Annotated in this window: 20 protein-coding genes; 9 read left to right on the forward strand and 11 right to left on the reverse strand. The window is 39.1% G+C overall.

Annotated elements, in window-relative coordinates; translation table 11 throughout:
- Window positions 1–48: 48 nt before the first annotated feature.
- Entirely contained in the window at window positions 49–516 is a 468-nt protein-coding gene (locus FLEMA_RS0145930) for an Lrp/AsnC family transcriptional regulator (RefSeq protein ID WP_026997948.1), read from the reverse strand.
- 160 nt (window positions 517–676) lie between these two features.
- Between FLEMA_RS0145930 and FLEMA_RS72830 the strand changes: the two genes are divergently transcribed.
- Window positions 677–1,006 carry a hypothetical protein gene (locus FLEMA_RS72830; protein ID WP_044173109.1) on the forward strand — a complete coding sequence of 110 codons (330 nt, stop codon included), beginning with the start codon at window positions 677–679 and terminating at the stop codon, window positions 1,004–1,006.
- A gap of 48 nt (window positions 1,007–1,054) precedes the next feature.
- Here the strand turns inward: FLEMA_RS72830 and FLEMA_RS72835 are convergent, their stop codons facing one another.
- Entirely contained in the window at window positions 1,055–1,963 is a 909-nt protein-coding gene (locus FLEMA_RS72835) for a LysR family transcriptional regulator (RefSeq protein WP_044173110.1), read from the reverse strand.
- Between the two features lie 121 nt (window positions 1,964–2,084).
- On the opposite strand from FLEMA_RS72835, the gene FLEMA_RS72840 reads away from it, so the two are divergent.
- From FLEMA_RS72840 to FLEMA_RS72850, 3 genes are all read left to right on the forward strand, one after another.
- Window positions 2,085–2,588 (forward strand): GNAT family N-acetyltransferase, encoded by a 504-nt coding sequence (locus FLEMA_RS72840; RefSeq protein ID WP_044173112.1) that lies wholly within the window; start codon window positions 2,085–2,087, stop codon window positions 2,586–2,588.
- Window positions 2,589–2,819: 231 nt separating this feature from the next.
- Entirely contained in the window at window positions 2,820–5,219 is a 2,400-nt protein-coding gene (locus FLEMA_RS72845) for a 3-hydroxyacyl-CoA dehydrogenase/enoyl-CoA hydratase family protein (RefSeq protein ID WP_044173114.1), read from the forward strand.
- 105 nt (window positions 5,220–5,324) lie between these two features.
- The gene (locus FLEMA_RS72850; protein WP_044173116.1) at window positions 5,325–6,503 is read left to right on the forward strand and encodes an acetyl-CoA C-acyltransferase; all 1,179 of its coding nucleotides are present in this window, start codon (window positions 5,325–5,327) and stop codon (window positions 6,501–6,503) included.
- A 55-nt stretch (window positions 6,504–6,558) separates the two neighbouring features.
- Here the strand turns inward: FLEMA_RS72850 and FLEMA_RS0146080 are convergent, their stop codons facing one another.
- Both FLEMA_RS0146080 and FLEMA_RS72855 read right to left on the reverse strand, forming a co-directional pair.
- On the reverse strand, window positions 6,559–7,560 hold the full coding sequence (locus FLEMA_RS0146080; protein ID WP_026997949.1) for an NADP-dependent oxidoreductase: 1,002 nt from the start codon (window positions 7,558–7,560) through the stop codon (window positions 6,559–6,561).
- A gap of 12 nt (window positions 7,561–7,572) precedes the next feature.
- A complete protein-coding gene (locus FLEMA_RS72855; RefSeq protein WP_044173118.1) occupies window positions 7,573–7,854 on the reverse strand; it encodes a C1orf53 family protein in 282 nt (93 codons plus the stop codon).
- Between the two features lie 257 nt (window positions 7,855–8,111).
- On the opposite strand from FLEMA_RS72855, the gene rocD reads away from it, so the two are divergent.
- The 3 genes from rocD (at window position 8,112) to FLEMA_RS72870 (ending at window position 12,522) form a co-directional block, all read left to right on the forward strand.
- Window positions 8,112–9,368, forward strand: a complete 1,257-nt coding sequence (gene rocD, locus FLEMA_RS72860) for an ornithine--oxo-acid transaminase (RefSeq protein WP_044173120.1) — start codon at window positions 8,112–8,114, stop codon at window positions 9,366–9,368.
- A gap of 207 nt (window positions 9,369–9,575) precedes the next feature.
- Complete coding sequence (locus FLEMA_RS72865) at window positions 9,576–11,036, forward strand: TolC family protein (protein WP_081681367.1); 1,461 nt, start codon at window positions 9,576–9,578, stop codon at window positions 11,034–11,036.
- 97 nt (window positions 11,037–11,133) lie between these two features.
- Window positions 11,134–12,522, forward strand: coding sequence for an efflux RND transporter periplasmic adaptor subunit (locus tag FLEMA_RS72870; protein WP_044175100.1), 1,389 nt, complete (start codon window positions 11,134–11,136; stop codon window positions 12,520–12,522).
- A gap of 360 nt (window positions 12,523–12,882) precedes the next feature.
- On the opposite strand, the gene FLEMA_RS72875 is transcribed toward FLEMA_RS72870, so the two are convergent.
- Complete coding sequence (locus tag FLEMA_RS72875) at window positions 12,883–14,022, reverse strand: 2-isopropylmalate synthase (protein WP_044175101.1); 1,140 nt, start codon at window positions 14,020–14,022, stop codon at window positions 12,883–12,885.
- 508 nt (window positions 14,023–14,530) lie between these two features.
- Between FLEMA_RS72875 and FLEMA_RS72880 the strand changes: the two genes are divergently transcribed.
- Complete coding sequence (locus FLEMA_RS72880) at window positions 14,531–16,318, forward strand: ABC transporter ATP-binding protein (RefSeq protein ID WP_044173122.1); 1,788 nt, start codon at window positions 14,531–14,533, stop codon at window positions 16,316–16,318.
- Between the two features lie 30 nt (window positions 16,319–16,348).
- Here FLEMA_RS72880 and FLEMA_RS0146290 read toward each other — a convergent pair whose 3' ends face one another.
- The 3 genes from FLEMA_RS0146290 to FLEMA_RS0146305 form a co-directional block, all read right to left on the reverse strand.
- Window positions 16,349–17,203 carry an AraC family transcriptional regulator gene (locus tag FLEMA_RS0146290; protein WP_026996959.1) on the reverse strand — a complete coding sequence of 285 codons (855 nt, stop codon included), beginning with the start codon at window positions 17,201–17,203 and terminating at the stop codon, window positions 16,349–16,351.
- A gap of 55 nt (window positions 17,204–17,258) precedes the next feature.
- Window positions 17,259–18,521, reverse strand: a complete 1,263-nt coding sequence (gene ilvA / locus FLEMA_RS0146295; RefSeq protein ID WP_026996960.1) for a threonine ammonia-lyase — start codon at window positions 18,519–18,521, stop codon at window positions 17,259–17,261.
- Window positions 18,522–18,653: 132 nt separating this feature from the next.
- Window positions 18,654–19,544, reverse strand: coding sequence for a helix-turn-helix domain-containing protein (locus FLEMA_RS0146305; RefSeq protein ID WP_026997950.1), 891 nt, complete (start codon window positions 19,542–19,544; stop codon window positions 18,654–18,656).
- Window positions 19,545–19,763: 219 nt separating this feature from the next.
- On the opposite strand from FLEMA_RS0146305, the gene ilvC reads away from it, so the two are divergent.
- Window positions 19,764–21,248 carry a ketol-acid reductoisomerase gene (gene ilvC / locus FLEMA_RS72885; protein ID WP_044173124.1) on the forward strand — a complete coding sequence of 495 codons (1,485 nt, stop codon included), beginning with the start codon at window positions 19,764–19,766 and terminating at the stop codon, window positions 21,246–21,248.
- A 71-nt stretch (window positions 21,249–21,319) separates the two neighbouring features.
- Here the strand turns inward: ilvC and ilvN are convergent, their stop codons facing one another.
- From ilvN to ilvD, 3 genes are all read right to left on the reverse strand, one after another.
- Window positions 21,320–21,850 (reverse strand): acetolactate synthase small subunit, encoded by a 531-nt coding sequence (gene ilvN, locus FLEMA_RS72890; protein ID WP_044173126.1) that lies wholly within the window; start codon window positions 21,848–21,850, stop codon window positions 21,320–21,322.
- A gap of 330 nt (window positions 21,851–22,180) precedes the next feature.
- Window positions 22,181–23,926 carry a biosynthetic-type acetolactate synthase large subunit gene (ilvB, locus tag FLEMA_RS0146370; protein WP_026997951.1) on the reverse strand — a complete coding sequence of 582 codons (1,746 nt, stop codon included), beginning with the start codon at window positions 23,924–23,926 and terminating at the stop codon, window positions 22,181–22,183.
- Between the two features lie 148 nt (window positions 23,927–24,074).
- On the reverse strand, window positions 24,075–25,751 hold the full coding sequence (gene ilvD / locus FLEMA_RS0146380; RefSeq protein ID WP_026996963.1) for a dihydroxy-acid dehydratase: 1,677 nt from the start codon (window positions 25,749–25,751) through the stop codon (window positions 24,075–24,077).
- Between the last annotated feature and the right edge of the window lie 9 nt (window positions 25,752–25,760).

Consider the following 25,760-nt stretch of genomic DNA (forward strand, 5'->3'; position numbering starts at 1 on the left):
AACCTAGTGAGTGAATTAAATTGTGGTTTCACTCACTAGGCTTATTACTTAAATATTAATTGGCACAGGTGTTTGACTTTTGATTTCGTTGACTACAAATCGGCTTTGAGCATTGCCAATATTGGCTAAGGTAGCCAGTTTGTGCAAAATAAAATGGCGATATTCGTCCATATCTTTTACCAATACCTTTAGTAAGAAATCTGCACCACCCGAAATACAATAGCATTCAACTACTTCAGGCAAAAGCAAGACATCTCGCTCAAATTGAGCCAAAAACTCAGCAGCATGCTCTTTTAAGGTAACATCTACCAGTACCACCAAGCTTTTTCCAAGCTTCGATTTGTTCAGAATAGCAGTATATTTCTCGATAATCCCATCGTTTTCTAGTCGCTTGATTCGCTCATGTACGGGCGTTGTGGTCAAATTAAGCTTTGCCGCAATTTCTTTGTTGGTCATGAGGGCATCTTCTTGTAAAAGTTGGAGTATTCGCAAATCGGTATTGTCTAAAGCGGCCATAGAAAAAAAATCTTTTTGAAACGAAAAACTACTGGTTTAATAGCTTGTTTTTCTTTATAATATAAATATATGGAATTGTATTCTAATTTATTTTAAAAAATTGGAATTATAATCTTTATTCTGGAGATTTGTTGTACTATTTTACATAATTATAGAAAATATGGAAACATACTTGCTTACCATCGGCTTTCAGGATAACGATTTCACAGTACATTTACTGATGAACACCCTTCAAAAATATTTTGAAGAGATACAATTTGTTGAATTGACCAATAAACAAGAAGTCTCTCGTTTTCGTCAATTAAAACTGGTACTTACCACCGACTGGCCAGCTTTAGTAAAAGCAAGTCAACAACTAGAAACCCATGCAGCTGTAAGCAATATTCAGATTATGGATTTAACTTCTGGCGATACGCCAACGCTTTGTGGATATTTTGCTAAACAGCGTATCAGAACTCAGTTTTATAGAGGAGAGGCCAATGCGGCCTAATCAATATAGATTTGGGGGGCGTATCATAATTGGAGCTACCTCCCAAATTTATGTTTGTGGATACTGAATAGAAGCCCTAAAATCTACCGATTGGGCTGTATTTAAAAAATTATGCAAAATTGGATTGGTATCGTCTTTTCTCCAAACAAGCGAAAGTTGTGTTCTGTCGGGCAACATTTCCAAATCAATAAATCTTACATTAATAGCCGAGCCATATCGGTACGACGAAGGCAACAGACTTACCCCAAGATTATTTTCTACCAACTTCAAAATGGTTGTACCAAAATTCGACTCATGGATAATATTGGGTAAAAAACCTTCTCTTTCACACATCTTCAACAAAATATCGTGGTAAACAGAACCTGCATAGCGAGGAGGCAAAATAAAAGGTTCATCTTTTACCTGATGTAGTCCCTTGAAATTCTCTTTGGTTAGCACATGATTGGGAGGTACTACCAACGAAAAATACTCTTCAAAAACTAATCTCGAATTCAGATATTTGTCAGGAATTGGTTCTCTAACAAAACCCACATCTACCTGATAATTGTGTAACGATTCAAAAAGCTTAGTTTCGAGTACTTCCGACAAAGCCGTGCGTATCTTGGGGAAATATAATTTTAGTGCCGACAACAATGTTGGCAAAACCGAGTATACCGCCGAGCCAGGATGGGCAATTCGTAGCTCGCCTTCTTCGCCTTTATGAACCTGCTGGGTGCGTTGCTTAATGTAATCTAATTGCGAAAGTATCCTTATGGCCTCTTTTTGAAGGTATGCACCTGCCGAGGTTAGTTTTACATTGCGTTTGTCTCTTTCAAAAAGCAAAACGTCTAACTCTTCTTCTAGCTGTTGTATGTGTCGGCTTAGGGCTGGCTGAGCAATAAAGAGCTTTTCGGCAGCCCTTGAAAAGTGCAATTCTGAGGCTACTCCTAAAAAACATTCTAACTGACGAATATCCATAATAATGCTGAAATGTTATAAATCTATATAAATTAAGTATTTTTTATTATAAGTTCAAAGCCCTTTATTTGTATATGACTACCCAACGCCAAGGTTTAGTTATCAACGTTTGTGACTGCTTATGAAAATACAAATAGCCGACCAAAGTCATCTTGACGAACTACTCAAAGTTGCATATCAGACTTTTGTGGATACCTATGGGCACCTAAACACTCCTGATAATTTACAGCAGTATGTTGCCGAAAACTTTACCAAAGAAGCACTATGGCACGAAATGCAAGAAGAAGGAGCTTATTTCTTGGTGGGTATTCTTGATGGTATAATAGTTGCCTATGCCAAGTTGCGTACCAATGAAGTGGAGTTTCCCAACCGTAATGCCTTAGAAATACAGCGAATTTATTTACAAAAAACATTGCATGGCCTTAGGCTAGGTAGCAAAATGATGCAAGCCTGTATTGACTTAGCAAAGCAAAAAGGATATGCCGAAATATGCTTGGGTGTTTGGGAAGAAAACCCCAAGGCAATTCAGTTTTATAAGAAATGGGGATTTGAAATTTTTGATTCTCACCCATTTGTGATAGGAGAAGAAGTCCAGAATGACTATCTGATGCGGAAAGTATTATAACAGTATTATGCACTATTGCAAGCATTTACACGGTTACGTTATGCTTGAGGACGTGTACCCAAAAGATGAAAAACAAAATAATAGAAAAGGTTAATAACTAAAAAATCCTGCTAATAGCGGGATTTTTTGTTTGTAAGAAAGTTTCAAATAAAAAATAATAGTATGCTTGCATAACAATTTTATTTTTGTTTAACTTTACTTATCGAATCAAAATACTTTAAACATATCACAATGAACCGTTCAATTAAGAAAGTAGCTATCCTAGGCTCAGGAATTATGGGTAGTCGAATTGCCTGTCATTTTGCCAATATTGGTTGCGAGGTACTATTGCTCGATATTGTTCCACGAGAACCCAACGACGCTGAAAAAGCAAAAGGGCTTAGTCTGGAATCGCCTGCGGTACGCAATAGAATTGTCAACGAAGCATTCCAGAATACCCTAAAAGCCAATCCTGCGGCTTTGTATTCGGCTGCATTTGCCAATCGAATCAAGTTGGGCAATTTTGATGATAATTTGGCCGAAATCAAGCATTACGATTGGATAACCGAAGTAGTGGTTGAGAATCTGGCCATCAAAAAGAGCCTTTTCGAGAAAGTAGATGCTCTTCGCAAGCCCGGTACTTTGATTACCTCTAATACTTCAGGGATTCCTATTCATCTAATGGCCGAGGGGCGTTCTGAAGATTTTCAGAAACATTTTTGCGGAACCCACTTTTTTAACCCACCTCGTTACCTAAAATTACTCGAAATTATCCCAACACCTCAAACAGATACTTCGGTAGTAGATTTTTTGATGCACTACGGCGACCGTTTTCTTGGCAAAACCACCGTGTTGTGCAAAGACACGCCAGCTTTTATTGCCAATCGTGTTGGAGTATATAGCATGATGAAAACCATGCAGGTTGTAGCCGAAATGGGGCTAACCGTAGAGGAAGTTGATAAATTAACATCGGCGGTAGTGGGTCGACCAAAATCAGGAACATTCCGCTTATCGGATGTTGTAGGGCTTGATACCACCATCAACGTAGCCAACAATTTGTATGCTGCTCTTGCCAATGACGAGTCTAAAGACACTTTTATTTTGCCTGAAATGCTCAAAAAGCTACAAGAAAACAAATGGCTTGGTGATAAAACGGGACAAGGTTTTTATAAGAAAATAAAAGGAGCAGCAGGTAAGTCAGAAATATTGGCCTTGAACCTTCAAACATTTGAGTATGAACCCTCACAAAAGGTAAAATTTGCTGTTTTTGAACAAACTAAAAACTTGGCTTTGAAAGACAGATTTGCTGTATTATTGGCTGACAAGTCGAAGGCGGGCGAGTTTTATAGAAAAACTATTTTAGATGGTTTTAGATATGTAACCTATCGTATTCCTGAAATCTCGGACGAACTATACCGTATTGATGCTGCTATTTGTGCAGGTTTTGGCTGGGAAATAGGTCTTTTTGAAACTTGGGATGCAATAGGTATTGAAAAAGGTATTGCTTTGATGAAGGCCGAGGGCATGGAGCCAGCCGAGTGGGTTCATCAAATGTTAGCCAAAGGTATTACCTCTTTTTATAAGAAAGAAGGCGGTCGTCGTCTTTATTATGATATTCCTACGCAGTCGTATAAGGGTATTCCAGGAACAGAATCGTTTATCATTCTCGAAAATTTATCAGATAATGTAGTTTGGAAAAACGCTGAAAGTTCTGTTTATGATTTGGGGGATGGTATTTTGGGCTTAGAATTCCGTTCAAAAATGAATACGTTTGGGGCTGGTGTTATTGAAGGTGTTCATAAAGCTATCAACCTAGCCGAAAAAGATTACAGAGGCTTAGTAATTGGGAACGATAGCAATGAGGCTTTTTCGGCAGGTGCCAATCTAGCCATGTTGTTTATGTATGCTGTCGAACAGGAATTTGATGAAGTAAACATGATGATTGCTCAGTTTCAGCAAACGATGATGCGAGTACGTTATTCGTCGATTCCTGTAGTAGTAGCACCGCATACTTTAGCTTTGGGGGGCGGTTGTGAGATTACGCTCCATGCCGACCGAGTTGTTGCAGCTGCCGAAACCTATATGGGTTTGGTAGAAGTAGGTGTAGGTTTGATTCCTGCTGGCGGTGGTACAAAGGAGATGGCTCTTCGTTGTTCAGACCAATACAAAACGGGTGACCCCGAACTCAATATCCTTCAGTCGGCATTTATGAATATTGCTACTGCAAAAGTAAGTACTTCGGCACAAGAAGCCTTTGATATGAATTACTTCCGTCGTGGAGATGAAATTGTCGTGAATCGCAATAGACTTATTGCCGATGCCAAACAGGCAGCTATAGAATTGGCCGATGCAGGATATACACAACCCAAACAACGAAACGATATAAAAGTACAAGGCAAAGCAGGGATTGCTCTTTTCAAAGCAGGTATTACCTCAATGCTGATGGGTAGATATATTTCAGAACATGATGCCAAAATTGCCGATAAATTGGCTTATGTAATATGCGGTGGCGATTTGAGTTATCCACAAAATGTTACAGAACAATATTTATTGGATTTAGAACGAGAAGCGTTCTTGTCGCTTTCTGGCGAACGCAAAACCTTAGAACGTATTCAAAGCCTACTTAGTGGAGGTAAACCTTTGAGAAACTAATTGAATATGAAAAGTTGATAATGCCAATTTGGAAACATAACGCTTGTTGGTTTGATTTTTCAGCCATTACGATTTTCTAATGAATATTACTAAATAGAAACAACCATGAATGCATATATTGTTGCGGGCTATCGTACCGCTGTTGGTAAAGCTCCCAAAGGTACACTTCGCTTTACTCGCCCAGACGAATTGGGTGCAGAAGTAATCAAACATCTGTTGAAAGATGTGCCACAACTAGACCCCGTAAGAGTCGACGATGTGATTGTCGGTAATGCCGTGCCAGAGGCCGAGCAGGGTATGCAAATAGGGCGTTATGTGGCTTTATTGTCGTTGCCCAAAGAGGTTTCAGGCTTTACTATCAACCGTTATTGTGGATCAGGAGTAGAAGCTATAGCTTTGGCATCTGCCAAAATTGCGGCAGGTATGGCCGATTGTATTATTGCAGGCGGAGTAGAGTCGATGTCGCTAGTACCTGTAATGGGCTACAAAACAGCTCTCAATTTTGAAATAGCTCAAAAAACGCCTGATTATTATATCGGTATGGGGCTAACGGCCGAGCAGGTGGCTAATCAATATAAAATCAGTCGTGAAGACCAAGACGCTTTTGCTTACGAATCACACAAAAAAGCAATAGCGGCTCAGCAGGCAGGTTTGTTCAACGACCAGATAGTACCTATTACAATTAAAGAAACGTATTTTGATACTAACACTGGGAAAAAGAAAACACGAGAAACCATTTTTAATAAAGATGAAGGCCCTCGTGCCGACACCAATATTGAAGCATTGGCAAGGCTAAAGCCTGTATTTGCAGCGGGTGGCTCGGTTACGGCAGGCAATTCATCTCAAACGTCCGATGGTGCTGCATTTGTAATGGTAATGTCGGAAAGAATGGTCAAAGAACTCAACCTCGAACCAATTGCTCGGATGGTGTCTTATGCTACTGCAGGTTGTGAACCTCGTATTATGGGTATCGGTCCTGTTTTTGCTATTCCAAAGGCTTTAGAACAAGCAGGTTTGAGTTTGAAAGATATTGACCAAATTGAGTTGAATGAGGCTTTTGCTGCACAATCTTTGGCCGTCATCAGAACGCTCGATATTGACCCAAGCAAGCTAAATCCAAATGGTGGAGCTATTGCTTTAGGACACGCTTTAGGCTCGACAGGAGCAAGGCTTTCGGTACAGCTTTTTAGTGAAATGCGTCGTCGTAACCAAAAATATGGTATGGTAACGGCTTGTGTAGGTGGAGGGCAAGGTGTGGCTGGTATTTATGAGTTACTAAAATAAACAACACAATGAGCCATCCAGCTACGCAGTATTTGCGAAATAGGATGGCTCAATTTTATAGGCTCATGACGAGCTTTTTACCGTGGGTCTGATTATTTTCTAGCATGGTATGAGCTAGCTGTACACTTGCTAAACTCAACTGGCCTACATTATGAATAGCAGGAATGAGTTCATTTTTTGAGGCTATTAGCTCCATAAGTTGTGCCAATTTTGTACCATAATAAAGAAGGTCTGTTCGTTTGCCAGATAAAGTGTAGGCATAATTAGAAATATGAAGAATAATCGCTCCTTTATCAAATAATTCTTCTCTCGCATGGGCTGTTGATAAAGCCGTAATATCAACGTAAGTACCATTTGTTTTTAGTATATTACTACATAGTTCCGAGATTTTGCCACCAACTAAATCAATACAAATATCGAATGTTTGATGTTTATTTTCAATGTGTTGGATAAAGTCGGGGTTTTTATAATCAATAATATTATCGGGCTGAAGTCCTAATGCCAATAAACTATCAATACTTTCCTGATTTCCTGCAATCGTAATAATATCATTGATACCCTGAGCAAGTAATAATTTGATGACCCATGTACCAACGCCACCAGCTCCACCACTGATAAAAATAGATTGATGAATAGAAGGATTCAATCGTTCAACGCATTGTAAAGCAGTAAGGCCCACCATCGGTACGGATGTAGCTTCTTCAAAGCTTATTGTAGCGGGTTTTATAGCAATAAGTTCTTTAGGTACACTAATGTATTCGGTATAAGTGCCATTTGAGCCTAAGCTTCCTACGTATGCAACAACATCGTCACCGACCGAAAATTCTGTTACATTTTCCCCAATTTCTGTAATTGTGCCAGCTAGTTCTCTGCCCAAAATAGGCGATTTCAATAATTTACTTTCAGTAGAACCTTGTCGCATTTGGTAATCAATCGGATTGAAGGAGGTAGCTTTTATACGAATAAGTACATTGTTGTTGCTATTAGTAGGCATGGCAACCTCTTCTAGTTGGAAGTTTTCGATACTGCCAAAAGCTTTTAGTGTTATTGCTTTCATGATAGGTTGGGATTAAAATGCTTTGGGCTTTTTGAACCCATAAGGGCAGTGTTTGCATCCATTTTTACAACAATATCCTCTTTTGAGATGATATTCTTTGGTAAAAACCATAAAACCCTGTTCGTTATAATAATAGTCGCTGGGTTCTAAGCCTCTATTAGCGTTATTTTGTTCTGTAGTTTTCAATGGAATAATAATGGTTTTATGCTTGAAATGCGTATAATTTGAACAGCATACTTGTCGAAAATGTTTAAAATATCGTATTTTTGTAACAAATGCCAACAATTTTCCCATATCGTTCAAGCCGCTTTGCTAACGGGCTGTCTGTATGTCGTCTTTTTACGACAAGCACATTGTATGGACATTTCTGCAAAATTCACAGAATTTTAGTTTCTACCACACTTCTTATCTATGTTATTTGGCTTTTTTCTGCCGAATAATGGTTTATACTGATTTTATAGGTTGTTTAAGATTTTGTTTTCAACACAAAATCAAAGGTCTATTGTAATTGATTCAGTAATCTGTGCTACGCACACAAAACCATCATTCCCATGACATCCATCGAAAAAAATATAACCGAACTTACCCCAACAGATTTTGCTATTACCCTAGAAGACCACTACGGTGCTCATAATTACCACCCCATGCCTGTAGTACTAGAGCGAGGCCAGGGGGTCTTTGTTTGGGATGTTGAAAATCGTCCATATTTTGATTTCCTTTCTGCCTATAGTGCTGTAAATCAGGGGCATTGTCACCCAAGAATTGTTCAGGCCATGGTAGAACAAGCCCAAAAGTTAACCTTAACATCAAGAGCATTCTATAATAATCAATTAGGTATTTGCGAAAAATTCCTTTGCGAATATTTTGGTTATGATAAGGTGTTGATGATGAACTCAGGAGCAGAAGGTGGCGAAACAGCCTTGAAACTTACTCGCAAGTGGGCGTATAAATTAAAAGGTATTCCCCAAAATCAAGCCAAAACAGTTTATGCCGCTGGGAACTTTTGGGGTAGAACACTCGCTGCTATTTCATCGTCTACCGACCCATCAAGTTATAACGATTATGGGCCATTGTTACCTGGGTATATTATTGTCCCTTACAACGACCTAGAGGCCTTGGCCGAAGTCCTAAAAGACCCTAACGTAGCAGGCTTTATGGTAGAGCCTATTCAGGGCGAAGCGGGCGTTGTAGTACCCGATGAAGGTTATTTGAAAAAAGCGTACGAATTATGCCGTGCCAATAATGTATTGTTTATTGCCGATGAGGTGCAGACGGGTATTGCTCGTACAGGCAAACGCTTGGCTTGCGATCACGAAGGTTTTCAGCCCGATATTCTGATATTGGGCAAAGCTCTTTCTGGTGGAACATACCCCGTTTCGGCGGTATTATGCCGCGATGAAATTATGCTGACCATTAAGCCCGGCGAACATGGCTCTACTTATGGAGGCAACCCTCTGGCATGTGCCGTAACAATGGCGGCGTTGTCGGTAGTACGTGATGAAAATTTGGCCGAAAATGCGACCGTAATGGGCGAACTTTTCAGAGAACGTATGCGTAAAATTATAGCCCAACGCCCCGACTTAGTTACTTTGGTTAGAGGTAAAGGATTGTTAAATGCTATCGAAATCAACGACGATGAAGAAAGCGAAACCGCTTGGAACTTATGTCTGGCATTCAAAGAAAAAGGACTATTGGCCAAGCCTACCCATGGCAACAAAATTCGCTTTGCTCCGCCATTGGTAATTACCGAGAGCCAAATGAATGAGGCTTGCTCAATTATCGAGAATGTTATCTTAAATTGGCAATAAAGTCATCATCATGATATGCCGTTGTCAACGGCATATCATGTGCTATAAAAATACTTGGTGCTAAAAACACCACTAATCCCTATTGACCAACCACTTATCCAAAAGTTCTTCATGCCTTGATTTTTCATTCGTAACATTGATTATTCAAAAAAACTCTTGTTGGCCTGTTTTAACAGAGAATGATTTATAGCAAACGAATTATCAATTATGAAATCAAGCATTTACAAACTATTAATGGGAAGTATGGTTGTTTTGAGCCTTCAAGCTAATGCTCAAAACGCTGTGGAGGCTCCTAATACTAAGGCTCCTAAAATCTCTCTTCAACAAGCTGTTGATATTGCTCTTAGAAATAATATCTCTGTTAAACAATCGGAAATTCAGCTACAAAACGCCTTGTTGAATCACCAACAATCCAAAAATAATCTTTTGCCTACAGCAAGTGGTACAGTGAGTGAGTTCTTCAACTTTGGTCGAAGCCTTGACCCATTTACCAACACTTACGTAGCCCGAAATATCAACTACAATAGCTTGAATGTCAATGCAGGCGTTACGTTGTTTAATGGCTATTTGCTAAAAAATACCATTGCACAAAACGACCTGTTGGTAAAAGCTAACCAGTTGGATATGCAGGCCATGAAAGAAAATATTTCGATGCAGGTAGTATTAGCCTATTTGAATATTCTCAATGCAGAAGACCAACTGGCAATCGGACAAAGCCAAACTGCTATTACACGCCTTCAAATCGAAAGAACTGATAAGTTAGTACGAGCAGGGTCGCTGGCTCAGTCAAACTTGCTAGACCTAAAGGCCCAACTTGCCAACGAAGAAACAACCGTTGTAAATAGCCAAAGCACTTTGGATTTGGCCAAGCTGACACTTTTACAGTTGTTGAACGATAAAGATATTTCAAATATCAACTTGGATAGAATATCTGTACCAACTCCAACCACCACATTATACGAAGCTCCTATTGATAAAATCTACGAAATTGCAGAAGATAGCCAGCCAGTTGTAAAAGCTTCAGATTTTCGTGTAAAAAGTGCCGATAGAGGTATTGCTATTGCTAAAGCAGGCTATTTGCCTACTATATCGTTTTCTGGAACGTTTGGGGCTAACCAATCAAATGCTCAAAAAGAATATCGTGTAGATGGTACAAACGAACAAAACCTAGGAACAGTAAGCTTCAATGGTCAGGATATTCCTTTGATTGTAAAAACACCTCGCACCGTTGAAATGGGTACAGTAGGTTATTTCAAACAGCTCGAAAATACCCTCAACTATGGTTTTGGTGTAAATGCCAATATTCCAATATTTAGCCGTTTTGCCAATAAAACACGTGTTAGTCAGGCAAAATTACAAAAAACGAATGCTGAACTAGAAGCCCAAAAAACAAGGTTGACGCTTCGTCAAAATATCGAACAGGCATATACCAATATGAATAATGCCGCCAAACGTTACGAAGCCCTAACGGTTCAGGTTACGGCTTTGGAGGAGTCTTTCCGTGCTGCCGAAAGCAAATTCAATGCAGGAGCTATCGACTTTGTGAGTTACAACCTCCAAAAAACCAACTTAGACAAAGCAAAAGCCAATCAGATTCAAGCCAAATACGACTTTATTTTTAGAACCAAGATATTAGATTATTACCAAAACAAGCCGCTCACTTTTTAACCAAACAAAACAGTGTGTAAATGACCGAAAAACGCACTAGTACTTCAATGGTACTAGGTATGTTTCTACGTGTTTGCCCATTATTAAAACATTTAATATAATGAAAAAATCTAACAAAATCTGGGTAATACTAGCTGTACTCGTTGTCGTTGTAGTGGGTGGGCTAATATTAGCAAAAAAACAAGGCTGGATAGGAAAAGAGCCTGCTACTGAAGTAGAATTAGCCAAAGCTAAAAAAGTTGATATCGTCGAACGTGTATCGGCTTCTGGAAAAGTACAGCCAGAAATAGAAGTGAAGTTATCACCTGATGTTTCGGGCGAAATCGTAGGGCTGTATATTAGCGAAGGTGACTCTGTTGTAGCTGGACAGTTGTTATTGAAAATTCGTCCAGATAACTACGAATCGCTATTGGCTCGTGCCGAGGCTCAGGTAAACTCTGCCAAAGCATCGCTCGAACAGTCAAAAGCAATGCAATCTCAATCGGAAGCTCGTTTGCTAAAAGCAAAAGTAGATTACGACCGTAACAGAAAGCTACACGACGACAAAGTTATTTCTGATGCAGATTTTGACCAATTCAACTCACAATATGCAGTAGCCAAACAAGATTTGGAATCAGCAAAAGCTAGTGTACAAGCTGCGGCATTTAATGTAAGAAGCTCGGAGGCAGCCTTGAAAGAGGCTCGTACCAACTTAACCAAAACAACCATTTATGCTCCTCAAAGCGGTACAATCTCTAAACTTAATGTAGAACTAGGTGAAAGAGTAGTAGGTACATCTCAAATGGCTGGTACTGAGATGCTTCGTATTGCCAATTTAAACAAAATGGAAGTTCGTGTCAATGTGAACGAAAATGATATTACCCGTGTTAGCCTTAATGATACCGTTATTATAGATGTCGATTCATATAGTGCTTCTGGTCGTAAATTTAAAGGATTAGTATACGAAATTGCAAGCTCAGCTAACGGACTTTCTTCTTCTACTGCTACATCTGTTTCTACCGATGCCGTTACTGAATTTGAAGTGAAAATTAGGGTTTTAAGAAGCTCGTATGCCGACTTAATTAAAGGCAAGCGTTCATACCCTTTAAAGCCTGGTATGACAGCATCTGTTGAAATTGTTACCGACCGTAAAAATGGCGTGTTATCTGTACCTTTAGCCTCTGTAACTACCCGTGATCCTAAAGCTGCTGAAGGAAAAGAAAATGAGAAAAAAGACGAGGAGTCGAGCAATAATAGCGAAGAACCAAAGGTTATTAAGAAAGACAAAGTAAAAGAGGTGGTATTTGTTTTAACAAAAGACAATCACGCTAAGTTAAGAGAAGTAATTACTGGTATTTCAGATTTTGAAAATATCGAAATATTGAGTGGTTTAACAGATGGAGAACAAATTATTTCGGGGCCGTACTTAACCGTTTCTAAAAAATTAAAAGACGGAGAACTTGTTCAGAAAAAAGACCCGAATAAAGATAAAAAAGATAAAAAATAGCTAAAAGGTAATAACCTTGTTGCCTTAAAGCCAAGATAATAAAATAGATAAATTTAGTTTGGTTTAGGGTTTATGGAAAAGCCACTTCGGAATGTATGAAGTGGCTTTTTTGTGTCTGCAAATTATGAGTGAATCTATGAGTTTTTGTGAATCTTGAATAGAGAAAATGAAACATTTCAGACTTGGGGCATAAAATGCTTTTTAGATATATTTCAAAAATGCTTAATATTGGATAGAATGGTATAAAAATACACAGAGTTATACTAGGTATTTTATAGTGTAACTCTATGTCAATAATTATTCAGTAATTAGGGGAAGATACAAGTTGAAGTACTGAGTTCTGGGGAGACAAGTAATAGTTTACCCTACTAATTCTTTCAAATCCTCGTCGTTTAATTGTTTACGCTCATCGGCCATCAATAAGAAACGTGTATATAACTTGTCCAATTCAGGTTTTTCAAAATCAAAACCTAATAATTGTAAACGATGACGCAATGCCGCACGCCCCGAACGTGATGTTAATACAATAGCTGATGAAGGTACGCCTACATCTTCAGGATTCATGATTTCGTAGTTTTGAGCATGCTTCAAGAAACCGTCTTGGTGAATACCCGACGAATGAGCAAAAGCATTTGCCCCTACAATAGCCTTGTTAGCTTGTACGTTCATCCCCATCAAATTAGATACCAATTGTGAGGTTGGAAACAAATACTGAGGGTTGATATTAGAAGTATAGCCTAAGTCTTTGTGTACATTCAAAATCATGGCTACTTCCTCTAATGAAGTATTTCCGGCTCTTTCACCGATACCATTGATAGTAACCTCTACCTGACGTGCCCCCGCCTGAATACCTGCAATGGTATTGGCAGTAGCAAGGCCAAGGTCGTTGTGGTTGTGCATCGAAATAATGGCTTTGTCAATATTCGGAACGTTTTCAAATAGGTAATTGATACGCTCAAACATTTGCTGAGGCAACAAATAACCCGTAGTGTCGGGCAAGTTGACAACAGTTGCACCTGCATTGATAACAGCTTCGGTTAATTGAGCCAAAAATTGTAAATCTGCACGGCCAGCATCTTCTGCAAAAAACTCTACATCTTCAACAAAGCTTTTGGCATATTTTACCGCCCAAACACCTTGCTCGATGATTTTTTCACGAGTTGAATTAAACTTGTATTTGATATGAACATCCGACGAGCCAATGCCTGTATGAATACGTGGTTTTTTAGCATGTTTTAGAGCCGCTGCGGCTGCATCAATATCCTCTTTTTTAGCACGAGTCAAACCGCAAACGGTAGCATTCTTAACGAGTTTGGCAATTTCTTCAACTGAACGAAAATCGCCTGGTGACGAAATAGGGAAACCTGCTTCGATAATATCTACGCCAAGTAACTCTAACTGTTCGGCAACTTGCAATTTTTCTTCTGTGTTCAATTGACAGCCAGGTACTTGCTCGCCATCACGCAAGGTTGTGTCGAATATTTGAATTTTGTGACTCATGATTTTTTTAGGGAAATTGATGATTTACGTTGTTTCTTTGGTTACAAAATCAGTTGCAATGGGTAAAAAAAAACCTTTTCTCAGATGCTAAGTGAGAAAAGGCTTTTGGAATTACGCAAAATATCCTTTATCTCACACAAGTGCGAGGAGTTGAATAATCAATAAAGTGTTTTTTGTGTATTTATTTTTCATAATTCAAATGTATAAAAAAATATTTATTATCCAAAAGTATGAATAGGTTTTGGATAATAAAAAAAGCCTTTGAAAGTGGATTTTTAAAGAAAAATAGTCTAATTGTATGCGGTTTTTATTAGGTGTTTTAGAATAAAATTCTGCATAAGCTTAGATTAAAAGACTAGAAATAAGCTGATATTAAGATTTTTTTTCGATTTAGAAAAAAGGGAATCTATCGTAACTTTGCTTTGAAGTTTGTAAAGTTCCAAGCCAATGATTGCTACAAAGTAAAAGGTTGGTCAATGCTACAAAAGAACATCTTCTCTATCATCCAATGAATAAGAATCCCTATATTTCTCTGTTAAAAACGGCATGGCAATATGCCCAGCAAGAAAAAAAACGATTTATATTGGTGTATGCCATGTTTATTGTTGCCAATATCATTTTCTCTCTTAATCCTTTGTGGTACGGTTGGTTTATCGACAAGATACAACTCAAAGGTGTAGATGTACTAAAAGACGCATGGCTATATGGCTTGGGTTTTTTGGGCTTACGCTTATTTGAGTGGTCGTTTCATGGTATTGCTAGGGTTATGGAGCGAGAATTGGCTTTTAACCTAAGCCGTAATTTTTTGCATGAACTCTATCATCAAACCTTGCATTTGCCCGTAAAATGGCATCAGGATAACCACAGCGGTGCTACTATCAATCGTATCAGAAAAGCATACGAAGCTCTGAAAACGTTTTTTCAAGATGGCTTTATGTATCTTCATGCTTTTTCTAAATTTTTCTTCTCGTTTATTGCTATGCTCTATTTTTCTCCATTGTTTGGAGCTGTAGGCATTCTCTTAGGTATTCTCACGATATGGATTATCACAAAGTTTGATAAGCCCTTTATCAAAGCCTTAGACGAAACCAACGAGCGAGAGCATATTGTGTCGTCAACTTTATTTGATAGCCTTTCAAATATTATTACGGTAATTACTTTACGCCTAGAAAAGCGTATGGAAAATAGCCTGTCCGATAAAATAGCTTTTGTATTTAAGCCTTTCAGAAAACAAGTAGTATTAAACGAATGGAAGTGGTTTGTGGCTGATATGCTGGTAGGCTTGATTTATGTGGTTATTACGATAGGCTATGTTTATCAGCATTGGGAGGTAGGAAAAGTCTTTTTGGTGGGCGGATTAGTAACGCTATTGGGCTATGTTAATAACTTCACGAGTGTTTTTCATGATGTAGCTTGGCTGTATACTCAAATTATTCAACACAATACCGATGTTCAAACAGCGAGGAGTATTGCAGAGGCGTATCGTCAGCAACATCGCCCCGAGGCCGTTGATATTTTGCCTGAACATTGGCAAAAATTGGAGATTAAACACTTAAATTTTTCTCATCGCGAGGTATATCAGGCCAATAGCCAGTCGCAGGCATTGCATAATCTTCAGTTGAATATCGAAAAAGGTAAACGTATTGCTTTTATTGGAGAAAGTGGGTCGGGCAAAAGTACTTTGCTGGCTTTGTTACGGGGGCTTTATGAAGCCGAAAAAGGGACAAGCATTGTACTGGATGGCAAGCCCCTCGACGACTTGGGCGTACTTTCTGAAACAGTAACATTGTTTCCTCAAGAGCCCGAAATTTTTGAGAATACCATCGAATATAATATTACTTTGGGTTTGCCATTTGAGCAATCCGAAATTATGGAGGTATGCGAGGTAGCACACTTCACCGACGTGGTAGCTCAGTTGCCCAACGGCCTGCAATCTAATATTCAGGAAAAAGGTGTAAACTTATCGGGAGGACAAAAACAGCGATTGGCTTTGGCAAGAGGTATTTTGGCTGCACGAACGTCTAAAATTGTATTGCTTGACGAACCGACAAGTAGTGTTGACCCCAAAACCGAAATGCAGATTTATCAGAAACTTTTCCGAGAATTTGAGGGCAAAGCTGTATTGTCTACTTTGCATAGGCTACATTTATTGGCTCAATTTGATTATGTCTATATCTTGCAAAAAGGCATTATTGTAGATGAAGGTACGTTTGAAAAGCTACTACAAGAGAGTGCTATTTTTCAAGAATTATGGAAACATCAAAAAGAAAGCCAGCGAGTAGCCTATACCGATTGATTTGGGACAAATAAGTAATACCCAGTATGCTTAAATCTTGTAGTTGGTAGGTGTTACGCCGTACTTTTCTTTAAAAGCCTTAATAAAGTGCGAAACACTTTCATAACCTATTTCCATGCTGATTTCTGATACATTCATTGGCGAATTTTCGAGCAAGAGCCGAGCGTGTTCAAGGCGTTTGTTTTTGAGCCAAAGAGCAGGGGAGGTGTGAAATTGTTTTTGAAAGTCTCGTTTAAAAGCCGATAAGCTACGCCCCGATAGTCGCGAAAGTTCGTCCATCGAAAGAGGTTTTAGGTAATAGCTGTCCATCAAAAACTCCAAATCTGCTTTTTCACCTTTGTAAATAGCATAAATAATAGATTTGAGTTCGCCGGTGGGGTCTATTTCCAATAAATGCAAAAGAAGCTCCTGAAGTTTGAGATTGAGGAAGTGATTGAGATAACGTGTTTTTAGGTGAAAATAAGGAAAAATAGAGTCGATAAATTTTTCGAGGCTTTCGTTAATTCCAAAAACCAAAAGCCCTTTACTATTATCGGGCTCGTTGAGATGTTCTTCCTGAAATAAGGTTAAATGGCTAGCAACAAACTCTTTGAGTAGTTTTTCATTAAAGAAAAACACCAAACTACGATACTGCTTGTTGATAGCCTCTTGCATCATATAGTAGCCTCGCCTGATAAAAACAACATTGCCTTTTTTTACCCGAATTTCTTGTTCGGGAGTCACAAATTTTTTTTCACCTTCCAGCACAAAAATGAGGGCATGTTCTTCAAAAAAGACTTCATTTTTGAGTGGTGGGTCTTGATTTCGATAAGCAACAAAAGTCATATCCTTGATTTTCAAGGATTGAAACTCTCCAGCATGAATAAAAGACGGAACTCGGATCATGTTTGTAGGAAAGGCCGCCTCATTATTGGGCTTTTGAGGCGGCTCTTAATTGAAATTACACCAAAAAGGTAAATAAGTCAGGTTTTTCGTTGAGTAACTGAAACTGAATTTTGTGGTCTTCCATGCGTGTAATAAGCGATTCGTAGTCTTCTTTGCGTTTCAGCTCGATACCAAGCAATACTGGCCCCGACTCACGGTTGGTTTTTTTCTGATACTCAAAGTGCGTAATATCGTCGTCTTCTCCTAAAACATTATTCAGGAAATTTCTCAAAGCACCAGCCCTTTGAGGAAAACGAATAATAAAATAGTGTTTTAGCCCTTCATACAACAACGAACGCTCTTTGATTTCTTCGGTACGGGTAATATCGTTATTGCCACCCGATACCAAGCATACTACATTTTTTCCTTTGATTTTTTCTTTCATAAAGTCCAATGCTGCAATGGTTAATGCACCAGCAGGCTCGGCTACAATAGCCGATTCGTTATAAAGTTCGAGAATGGTTGTACAAACTTTTCCTTCTGGAATAAGAATAATATCATCGAGTGTTTCTTTACAAATTTCAAAAGTTTTGTCGCCAACACGCTTTACTGCCGCACCATCCACAAACTTGTCGATGGTGTCGAGTTCTACAACATGGCCAGCCCGAATACTTTCTTTCATCGACGGAGCTCCCTCTGGCTCGATACCAATAATTTTGGTATGTGGCGAAAGTTGTTTGAATACCGTAGAAGTACCCGCTGCTACACCGCCACCACCAATAGCGAGTAAGATATAATCAATTTTTATATCGGCATCTTTAAAAATTTCAAGGCCAACAGTACCCTGCCCAGCAATCACATCCATATCGTCGAAAGGGTGTACATACGTAGCATTCTGTTCTTCGCAGTATTTTTTGGCAGCATTAGAGGCATCGTCGTAGGTGTCGCCTACAAGCATGATTTCGATATGTTCACGGCCAAACATTTTAACAGATTTTATCTTTTGATTGGGGGTAGTAGTTGGCATAAATACCGTTCCTTTTACTTTCATTTTGTGGCAAGCATAGGCCATTCCCTGAGCATGGTTACCAGCACTAGCACAAACAACCCCTTTGTCGAGGGCCTCTACCGACAGCTTCGACATTTTGTTGTAAGCACCACGAATTTTGTAAGACCTTACAATTTGTAAATCTTCTCTTTTCAAAAAAATATTAGCCTCATATCTTTCCGAAAGGATAAGATTTTCCATCAAGGGGGTGTGGGTTGCTACGCCACGGAGGCATTCGGCAGCATCGTAGATACTTTCCAAAGAAGGATAAATAGAAGGTGAATTGTGCATATTCGTGGAAAACGCTTTATAGAGTTATTTTGAGAATGAAGATTGAAGTCGAATGATTTCTGCCAGCAAAGGTAAAAGAATTATCCTATTCCTGACAGGCATTTGATGGCATAAATTGCTTGTCAAGGCGGTTTATAAATGTTCGTTGGTTTGATGCCTGTACGACAATGGTGACAAATGTGTTAGTTTTTTGAAATACTTGGAAAAATACGATTGGTCAGCAAAGTTGAGCTGATAGGCTATCTCTGAAATACCCAAGTCGGTATGTTTTAACAAACGTTTTATTTCCATAATCATACGGTCGTTGATAAGGTCGGTAGAGGTACGCCCAGTTACATTCTTGACCGTTTCGCTTAGGTGATTGGGCGTTACAGCTAGCAAATGAGCATATTCTTTTACCGAAAGATTTTCTTTACATTTCTCTTCAATCAGTTGTTTGAAGCGTTTTACCATGATTTTACCCTTATCGGTTCTTTCATCCTGAGCACTAAGAGGATACATTCTTTTACACTGAATAAGTATCAGGTCTAGCAATGCCCTGATAGCCTCGTCTCGGTCGGGCAAATATTGGTTATGTTCGGCAATAGCCTGCTGAAACAGATTGGTTATTGACAGAATCTCGGCGGTGCTTTCCAGATAGATAGGCGGTGTTTCTTGGCTAAGGTTATAAAAAAAAGGAAGTTCAAATAACTTATGAGGGTCGGTTTTATTGAAATGATAAAAAGCCGATGTAAACAACAAGATAAACCCCTTAACGTCTTGCGAAAGGTTGAGCTCATGAATTTGTCCAGGCGAAAGGAAAAAAATAGTATAGGGCTGAATAGTATAATGCTGAAAATCAATGGTATGAATACCTTCGCCATGAGTTAGGAATAAGATTTCGTAAAAATCATCATGACGGTGCGGGTATGTCACCTTGAAATTACGGTTAATGTCAAATAATTCAACCTGATATTGGATAGCGTGGTCTGCTTTGGTATTGAATTTGTCTATACTATAAACAGGGATTTGCTGTTGTTTCATATTGTAAAATTAGACAAGATTGTTTTTTTATAAAAGTTTTAAAATCATGTACTTAAAAAAACACGCAAAATAGTACTAACTATTCTAGCCATAAAAAGTACCTAAATAAACAGTGAAATAACCAAGTTTTTTTTGAATAAATTGATGAACTTTGTAATTATATTGTGGAAAACCACTTTCGTTAGATAGGCGAAATAAATCTTAAAAAATAAAAATACAATGGCGAATTATTTTAACACGCTTCCTCTTAGAGAGAAATTGAATCAATTAGGTGTTTGCGAATTTATGAATAGTGCTGAATTTGCAGATGGCGTACAAGCATTAGTAGGTAAGAAAATCGTAATAGTAGGTTGCGGAGCACAAGGTTTGAACCAAGGTTTGAACTTGAGAGATTCAGGTTTGGATGTTTCTTATGCTTTGCGTCAGGAAGCAATAGATGGTAAAAGACAATCGTGGAAAAGTGCTACTGAAAACAACTTTACTGTAGGTACTTACGAGCAATTGATTCCATCGGCTGATTTAGTAATTAACCTTACGCCAGACAAACAACATACTTCGGTAGTAAACGCTGTAATGCCTTTGATGAAACAAGGTGCTACACTTTCATATTCGCACGGTTTCAATATCGTTGAAGAAGGAATGCAAATCCGTAAAGATATTACTGTAATCATGGTAGCTCCAAAATGCCCAGGTTCAGAGGTGCGTGCCGAATACGTGCGTGGCTTTGGTGTACCTACTTTGATTGCTGTTCACCCAGAAAACGACCCAGAAGGAAAAGGATGGGCTTATGCAAAAGCATATTGTGCTGGTACAGGTGGACACCGTGCAGGGGTATTGAAATCTTCTTTTGTAGCTGAGGTTAAGTCTGACTTGATGGGCGAACAAACTATTCTTTGTGGTTTGTTACAAACAGGTTCTATCCTTTGTTTCGACAAAATGGTTGAAAAAGGTATTGAAGCTGGTTATGCCTCAAAATTAATCCAATACGGTTGGGAAGTAATTACTGAAGCCTTGAAGCAAGGTGGTATTACTGCTATGTTCGACAGACTCTCAAACCCTGCTAAAATCAAGGCGTATGAAATTTCTGAAGAATTAAAAACTATCATGCGACCATTGTTCCAAAAACACCAAGATGATATCATGAGTGGTGAGTTCTCTTCTACCATGATGGCTGACTGGGCAAACAATGACATCAACTTGTTGACTTGGAGAGCCGCAACAGGCGAAACAGCTTTTGAAAAAACACCAGCAGGTGATGTAAAAATTGCTGAACAAGAGTTTTTTGATAATGGTTTGTTAATGGTAGCTATGGTGCGTGCTGGTGTTGAATTGGCATTTGAAACCATGGTTGAGGCTGGTATCAAAGCTGAGTCGGCTTATTATGAGTCTTTACACGAAACGCCACTTATTGCTAATACAATTGCTCGTAGAAAATTATATGAAATGAACTCTGTAATTTCTGATACAGCAGAATACGGATGTTATTTGTTTGACCACGCTTGTAAGCCGTTATTGGCTGATTTTATGAGTACTGTAGAAACAGATATTATCGGTACAAACTTCAATGCTGGTAAAGATAACGGAGTAGATAACAGAGCATTGATTACTGTAAATAAAGCGTTGCGTTCGCATCAAATCGAACAAGTAGGAGATGTATTGCGTCAGGCAATGACTGCAATGAAAGCCATTTCTACAGTAGCGTAATTCAATATCAGTAAAAAAAATCCCGAAGAGTAATCTTCGGGATTTTTTTTGGCAAAAAAGAAAAATGTAAACTAAACTGTTTGCCAATCACCTTCAGGAAGGTATTCTACCAATCCTTTTTCTGTTTTTCCTACAGCAACACGTCCAGATTTGAGGTATTCAAGGATTTCCCAGTTTTTGATATATTGATAAAACTCTGCAATCTCTACTTCTGTACCATTTTTTTCAATCACTACGTAGTCTAAGCCCCAGTGTACTACTTTGGCATTCCAGTCGATATTAATTTCTTTAATATTGAGTGGTGTACCGCCAAGAGGTGTAGCGATTTTGAAAAGAGCGATTTCATTAAAAACAATTTCGTGGTCGAGATAACCAAAAACGGCCAAAACATCTACCACCTTTCTGATTTGACGAACTAATTTTTCTACAGCCTCACGCGAATCGTGACGAATAACAATCGTGAATCGAGATACACCTTGACGTTCGGTTTCACATACAGTAAGCGATTCGATATTGAGTCGCCTACGAGTGAAAATAATGGTTATACGGTTCAACAAACCGATTGTATTGGAGGTAAATATGGATAATGTGTATGTTGTCATTGTCTTGAAAGAGTATTAGAAAAAGGTAAGATGGAGTATTTATACAAAATAAGTTTGATTTTTTTGATTTGTAATTAATTGATAATTAATTATTTAGTTTCAAATCTTAGAGCTTGTAATACTAGGCTCTTATGTAAGTAATGGAGTACGATTAGATTAGTTTTTGAGCTAAGTTATTGATAAACAAAAAATAAACTCATCACTCATACTTATTTTTACCTTTTCTTCAACTTAAATTATGGGGAAATGCTAAGTTTTAGTGCAAGATAAAGCCGTATATATGAACAGAGGGCCTTATCTTGCTAATGACTTAAAAGGTTTCCAGAGAAATTACTCCAAAATCACATTGGTTACACAAGCACCTGCAGGTACCATAGGAAACACATTTTCTTCTTTTTCGCAGATAATTTCCAATAAATAAGGCTTATCAGAATTAAGAAGCGTATCAAGTGATTCTGAAAGCTGAGAGCGGTCAGAAACAGTATGTCCAGCAATACCAAAGCCTTTGGCAATTGTAATAAAATCAGGGTTTTGTAATTCTACAAACGAATAGCGTTTTTCAAAAAACAATTGTTGCCATTGGCGTACCATTCCCAAGAAATTATTATTCAAGATAATGATTTTAACAGGTAAGCCACTCTGAGCAATTGTCCCTAACTCTTGCAAAGTCATTTGGAAGCCACCATCACCAATAATAGCAATAACTTCACGATTAGGTGCCCCCACTTTGGCTCCAAAGGCAGCAGGAAGAGCAAAGCCCATTGTACCCGCACCCCCCGAAGTAATACTAGAGAAGGGTTTTTTGAAGCGATAATAACGATTGGCTATCATTTGGTGTTGTCCAACATCGGTAACTGTTACAGCTTCGCCTTTTGTTTTATTAGAAAGCATTACCACGGCTTCGCCCATTTTGATTTGGTCGCCTTCGTGGAAAATATCTTTTTTTGTGATTTTTTCGTATTCTACAGCATCGTATTTGGCAAATTCAGCACGCCATTCTTCGTGTGAATTGTTTTTTACCAATGGCAACAAAGCCTTGAGTGCCTCTTTGGCATCGCCAACAACAGGGGCATCGGCAATCACGTTTTTATTGATTTCGGCAGGGTCAATTTCAATATGAACAACCTTAGCTTGTTTGGCATAGGTTGTTAAATCGCCCGTAATACGGTCGTCAAAACGCATACCAATGGCAATTAACACATCACATTCGTTGGTCAAAACGTTAGCTCCGTAGTTGCCGTGCATACCCGGCCAGCCTACATACAAAGGGTGGTCGGCATCTACAGCCGACATACCCAAAAGGGTAGTAGCTACAGGAATACCTGTTTTTTCGATAAATTGATTTAACTCATCCTGAGCGTTGGCCAATAATACACCATGACCAGCCAAGATATAAGGTTTTTTGGCAGCATTGATTAGCTTGGCTGCCGCTTCTACATGCTCTTGTTTAGGAACAACACGAGGGCGATAGCTAATAATATCAATTTCTTTGCTATAATTAAACGGCTTAGTCATTTTATCGGTTTGAGCCGTTCTGGTAACCTCAATCAAAACAGGGCCAGGACGACCCGACTCTGCAATATAAAATGCTTTTGCTAAAATTTCTGGAATTTCGTTGGCATCTACAATTTGGTAATTCCATTTAGTAACAGGCATCGACATACCGATTATATCACATTCCTGGAAAGCATCAGTACCTAATAAGTTGCCTTTTACTTGCCCAACGATACAAACCATTGGTGTCGAATCCAACATAGCATCGGCAATAGGAGTCATTAGGTTGGTAGCTCCAGGGCCAGATGTTACCATAGCAACGCCCGCACGGTTGGTCATACGAGCATACCCCTGAGCAGCATGACCAGCACCTTGTTCGTGACGTACCAGAATGTGCTTGAGGCTGTCTTGATAATCATAAAGAGCATCATACGTAGGCATGATGGCTCCGCCAGGATAGCCGAAGATTGTATCAACACCTTGCTCGACTAAAGATTGCATTATGGCCTGAGCACCCGAAAGAAACTGTTGTGTTTCTTTGGCAATTGGCTCTGCGGTCATGGTTTGTGTCTGTGCTGCCATGCGATTTTTGAATTTTGAAAGTTTTTGAAAACGGATATATGTATCGTTTTCTCAATAATTACTGCTGTTATTATTACTCTTGTGGTTTTGCTATTAGTTGAAAGTACCCACCTCAATAATGATAGATAGAGGTGGATACCCCGCTATTTTATAAATCCGTCACACAGCCTTCGCTTGCCGACGATACGTTTTTGACATATTTGCGTAACACCCCTTGCTTAAATGGAGACTCGATAGGTTTCCATTCTTTACGACGTTCGGCCAACTCTTCGTCAGAAACGTGTACATGAAGGATATTATTAACGGCATCAATAGTGATAAGGTCGCCATCTTTTACCAAACCGATATTGCCACCTACCTGAGCTTCTGGGGTTACGTGGCCTACCACAAAACCGTGAGTACCACCCGAGAAGCGGCCATCGGTAATCATGGCTACTTTGTTGCCCAAGCCAGCACCCATTACAGCCGAGGTTGGTTTTAGCATTTCGGGCATTCCAGGGCCGCCCTTAGGGCCTTCATTTCTAATCACAATAACATGACCTTCTTTAATTTCGCCCTTTTGTAAATATTCGATAACTTCTTCTTCGCGTTCACAAACCTTGGCAATACCCTCAAATTTCTCTCCTTCTTTTCCTGTAATTTTGGCTACAGCCCCACCTGTTGCTAAGTTGCCATATAATACCTGCAAGTGTCCAGTAGGTTTGATAGGAGTTGATAAAGGTAAAATGATTTTTTGAGCATCAAAGTCCAATTCAGGAACATCGGCCAAGTTTTCGGCTACAGTTTTTCCTGTGATTGTCAAACAGTCGCCATGTAAGTAACCTTCCTTCAACAAATATTTCATCAAAGCAGGTACACCGCCAATGGCTAGCATATCTTCCATGTAGTATTTACCAGAAGGCTTAAGGTCGGCAATAAGAGGCGTACGGTCTGAAATCGCTTGGATATCCTTTAAGGTAAAATCTACCTCAGCAGCACGAGCAATCGCCAAATAGTGCAATACGGCGTTGGTAGAGCCACCCATAGCCATTACGATTGTCATGGCGTTTTCAAAAGCCTTGCGAGTCATAATGTCACGAGGGCAGATATTTTTCTCTAACAAGTTTTTCATGGCAGCACCAATGGCCAAACACTCAGCTTTTTTGCCTTCGTGCGTAGCTGGATACGATGCCGAGTTGGGTAAGGTAAGGCCCATAGCTTCCATCGAAGAAGCCATTGTATTGGCAGTGTACATACCACCGCAAGCACCAGCACCAGGGATAGCGTTTTTGATAACACCTTCATAATCTTCGTCAGATATATTTCCTGCGAATTTTTTACCCAATGCTTCAAAAGCCGAAACAATATCTAACTTTTGTCCTTTGTATTCTCCTGTACGAATTGTACCACCATAAACCAACATAGCAGGTCGGTTAAGACGAGCAATCGCCATCATGGCTCCAGGCATATTTTTATCGCAACCAACTACTGCAATAACGCCATCGTACCATTGTGCTCCAACAACGTTTTCGATAGAGTCGGCAATTAAATCACGAGACGGCAATGAATAAGACATCCCGTTGTTGCCATTTGTCATACCGTCCGAAACACCGATTGTATGGAAAATCAACCCAACCATTCCGTTCTCTTGAATCCCTTTTTTAACGTGTACCGACAGACCATTGAGGTGCATATTACAGGTGTTTCCTTCGTAGCCTGTGCTGGCAATACCAATTTGGGCTTTTTGCATGTCTTCAGTTGTAAGGCCAATACCATACAACATGGCTTTTGCAGCAGGGTTGGTAATTTCTTGAGTAAGGGTTTTTGAGAATTTGTTCAGTTCCATAACTTAAAA

Origin of the sequence: Flectobacillus major DSM 103, from assembly GCF_000427405.1 — a bacterium.
Lineage (GTDB): Bacteria > Bacteroidota > Bacteroidia > Cytophagales > Spirosomataceae > Flectobacillus > Flectobacillus major.

Excerpts from the sequence above, each read along its gene's own strand:
- ilvN (WP_044173126.1), bottom strand. The coding sequence starts at position 21,850 with ATGACAACATACACATTATCCATATTTACCTCCAATACAATCGGTTTG.
- FLEMA_RS0145930 (WP_026997948.1), bottom strand. The coding sequence starts at position 516 with ATGGCCGCTTTAGACAATACCGATTTGCGAATACTCCAACTTTTACAA.
- FLEMA_RS72845 (WP_044173114.1), top strand. The coding sequence starts at position 2,820 with ATGAACCGTTCAATTAAGAAAGTAGCTATCCTAGGCTCAGGAATTATG.
- ilvC (WP_044173124.1), top strand. The coding sequence starts at position 19,764 with ATGGCGAATTATTTTAACACGCTTCCTCTTAGAGAGAAATTGAATCAA.
- FLEMA_RS72865 (WP_081681367.1), top strand. The coding sequence starts at position 9,576 with ATGAAATCAAGCATTTACAAACTATTAATGGGAAGTATGGTTGTTTTG.
- FLEMA_RS0146305 (WP_026997950.1), bottom strand. The coding sequence starts at position 19,544 with ATGAAACAACAGCAAATCCCTGTTTATAGTATAGACAAATTCAATACC.
- FLEMA_RS72855 (WP_044173118.1), bottom strand. The coding sequence starts at position 7,854 with ATGGGAAAATTGTTGGCATTTGTTACAAAAATACGATATTTTAAACAT.
- FLEMA_RS0146080 (WP_026997949.1), bottom strand. The coding sequence starts at position 7,560 with ATGAAAGCAATAACACTAAAAGCTTTTGGCAGTATCGAAAACTTCCAA.
- ilvD (WP_026996963.1), bottom strand. The coding sequence starts at position 25,751 with ATGGAACTGAACAAATTCTCAAAAACCCTTACTCAAGAAATTACCAAC.
- FLEMA_RS72840 (WP_044173112.1), top strand. The coding sequence starts at position 2,085 with ATGAAAATACAAATAGCCGACCAAAGTCATCTTGACGAACTACTCAAA.
- FLEMA_RS72875 (WP_044175101.1), bottom strand. The coding sequence starts at position 14,022 with ATGAGTCACAAAATTCAAATATTCGACACAACCTTGCGTGATGGCGAG.
- FLEMA_RS72850 (WP_044173116.1), top strand. The coding sequence starts at position 5,325 with ATGAATGCATATATTGTTGCGGGCTATCGTACCGCTGTTGGTAAAGCT.
- FLEMA_RS72835 (WP_044173110.1), bottom strand. The coding sequence starts at position 1,963 with ATGGATATTCGTCAGTTAGAATGTTTTTTAGGAGTAGCCTCAGAATTG.
- rocD (WP_044173120.1), top strand. The coding sequence starts at position 8,112 with ATGACATCCATCGAAAAAAATATAACCGAACTTACCCCAACAGATTTT.
- FLEMA_RS72880 (WP_044173122.1), top strand. The coding sequence starts at position 14,531 with ATGAATAAGAATCCCTATATTTCTCTGTTAAAAACGGCATGGCAATAT.
- FLEMA_RS72830 (WP_044173109.1), top strand. The coding sequence starts at position 677 with ATGGAAACATACTTGCTTACCATCGGCTTTCAGGATAACGATTTCACA.
- ilvB (WP_026997951.1), bottom strand. The coding sequence starts at position 23,926 with ATGGCAGCACAGACACAAACCATGACCGCAGAGCCAATTGCCAAAGAA.
- FLEMA_RS0146290 (WP_026996959.1), bottom strand. The coding sequence starts at position 17,203 with ATGATCCGAGTTCCGTCTTTTATTCATGCTGGAGAGTTTCAATCCTTG.
- ilvA (WP_026996960.1), bottom strand. The coding sequence starts at position 18,521 with ATGCACAATTCACCTTCTATTTATCCTTCTTTGGAAAGTATCTACGAT.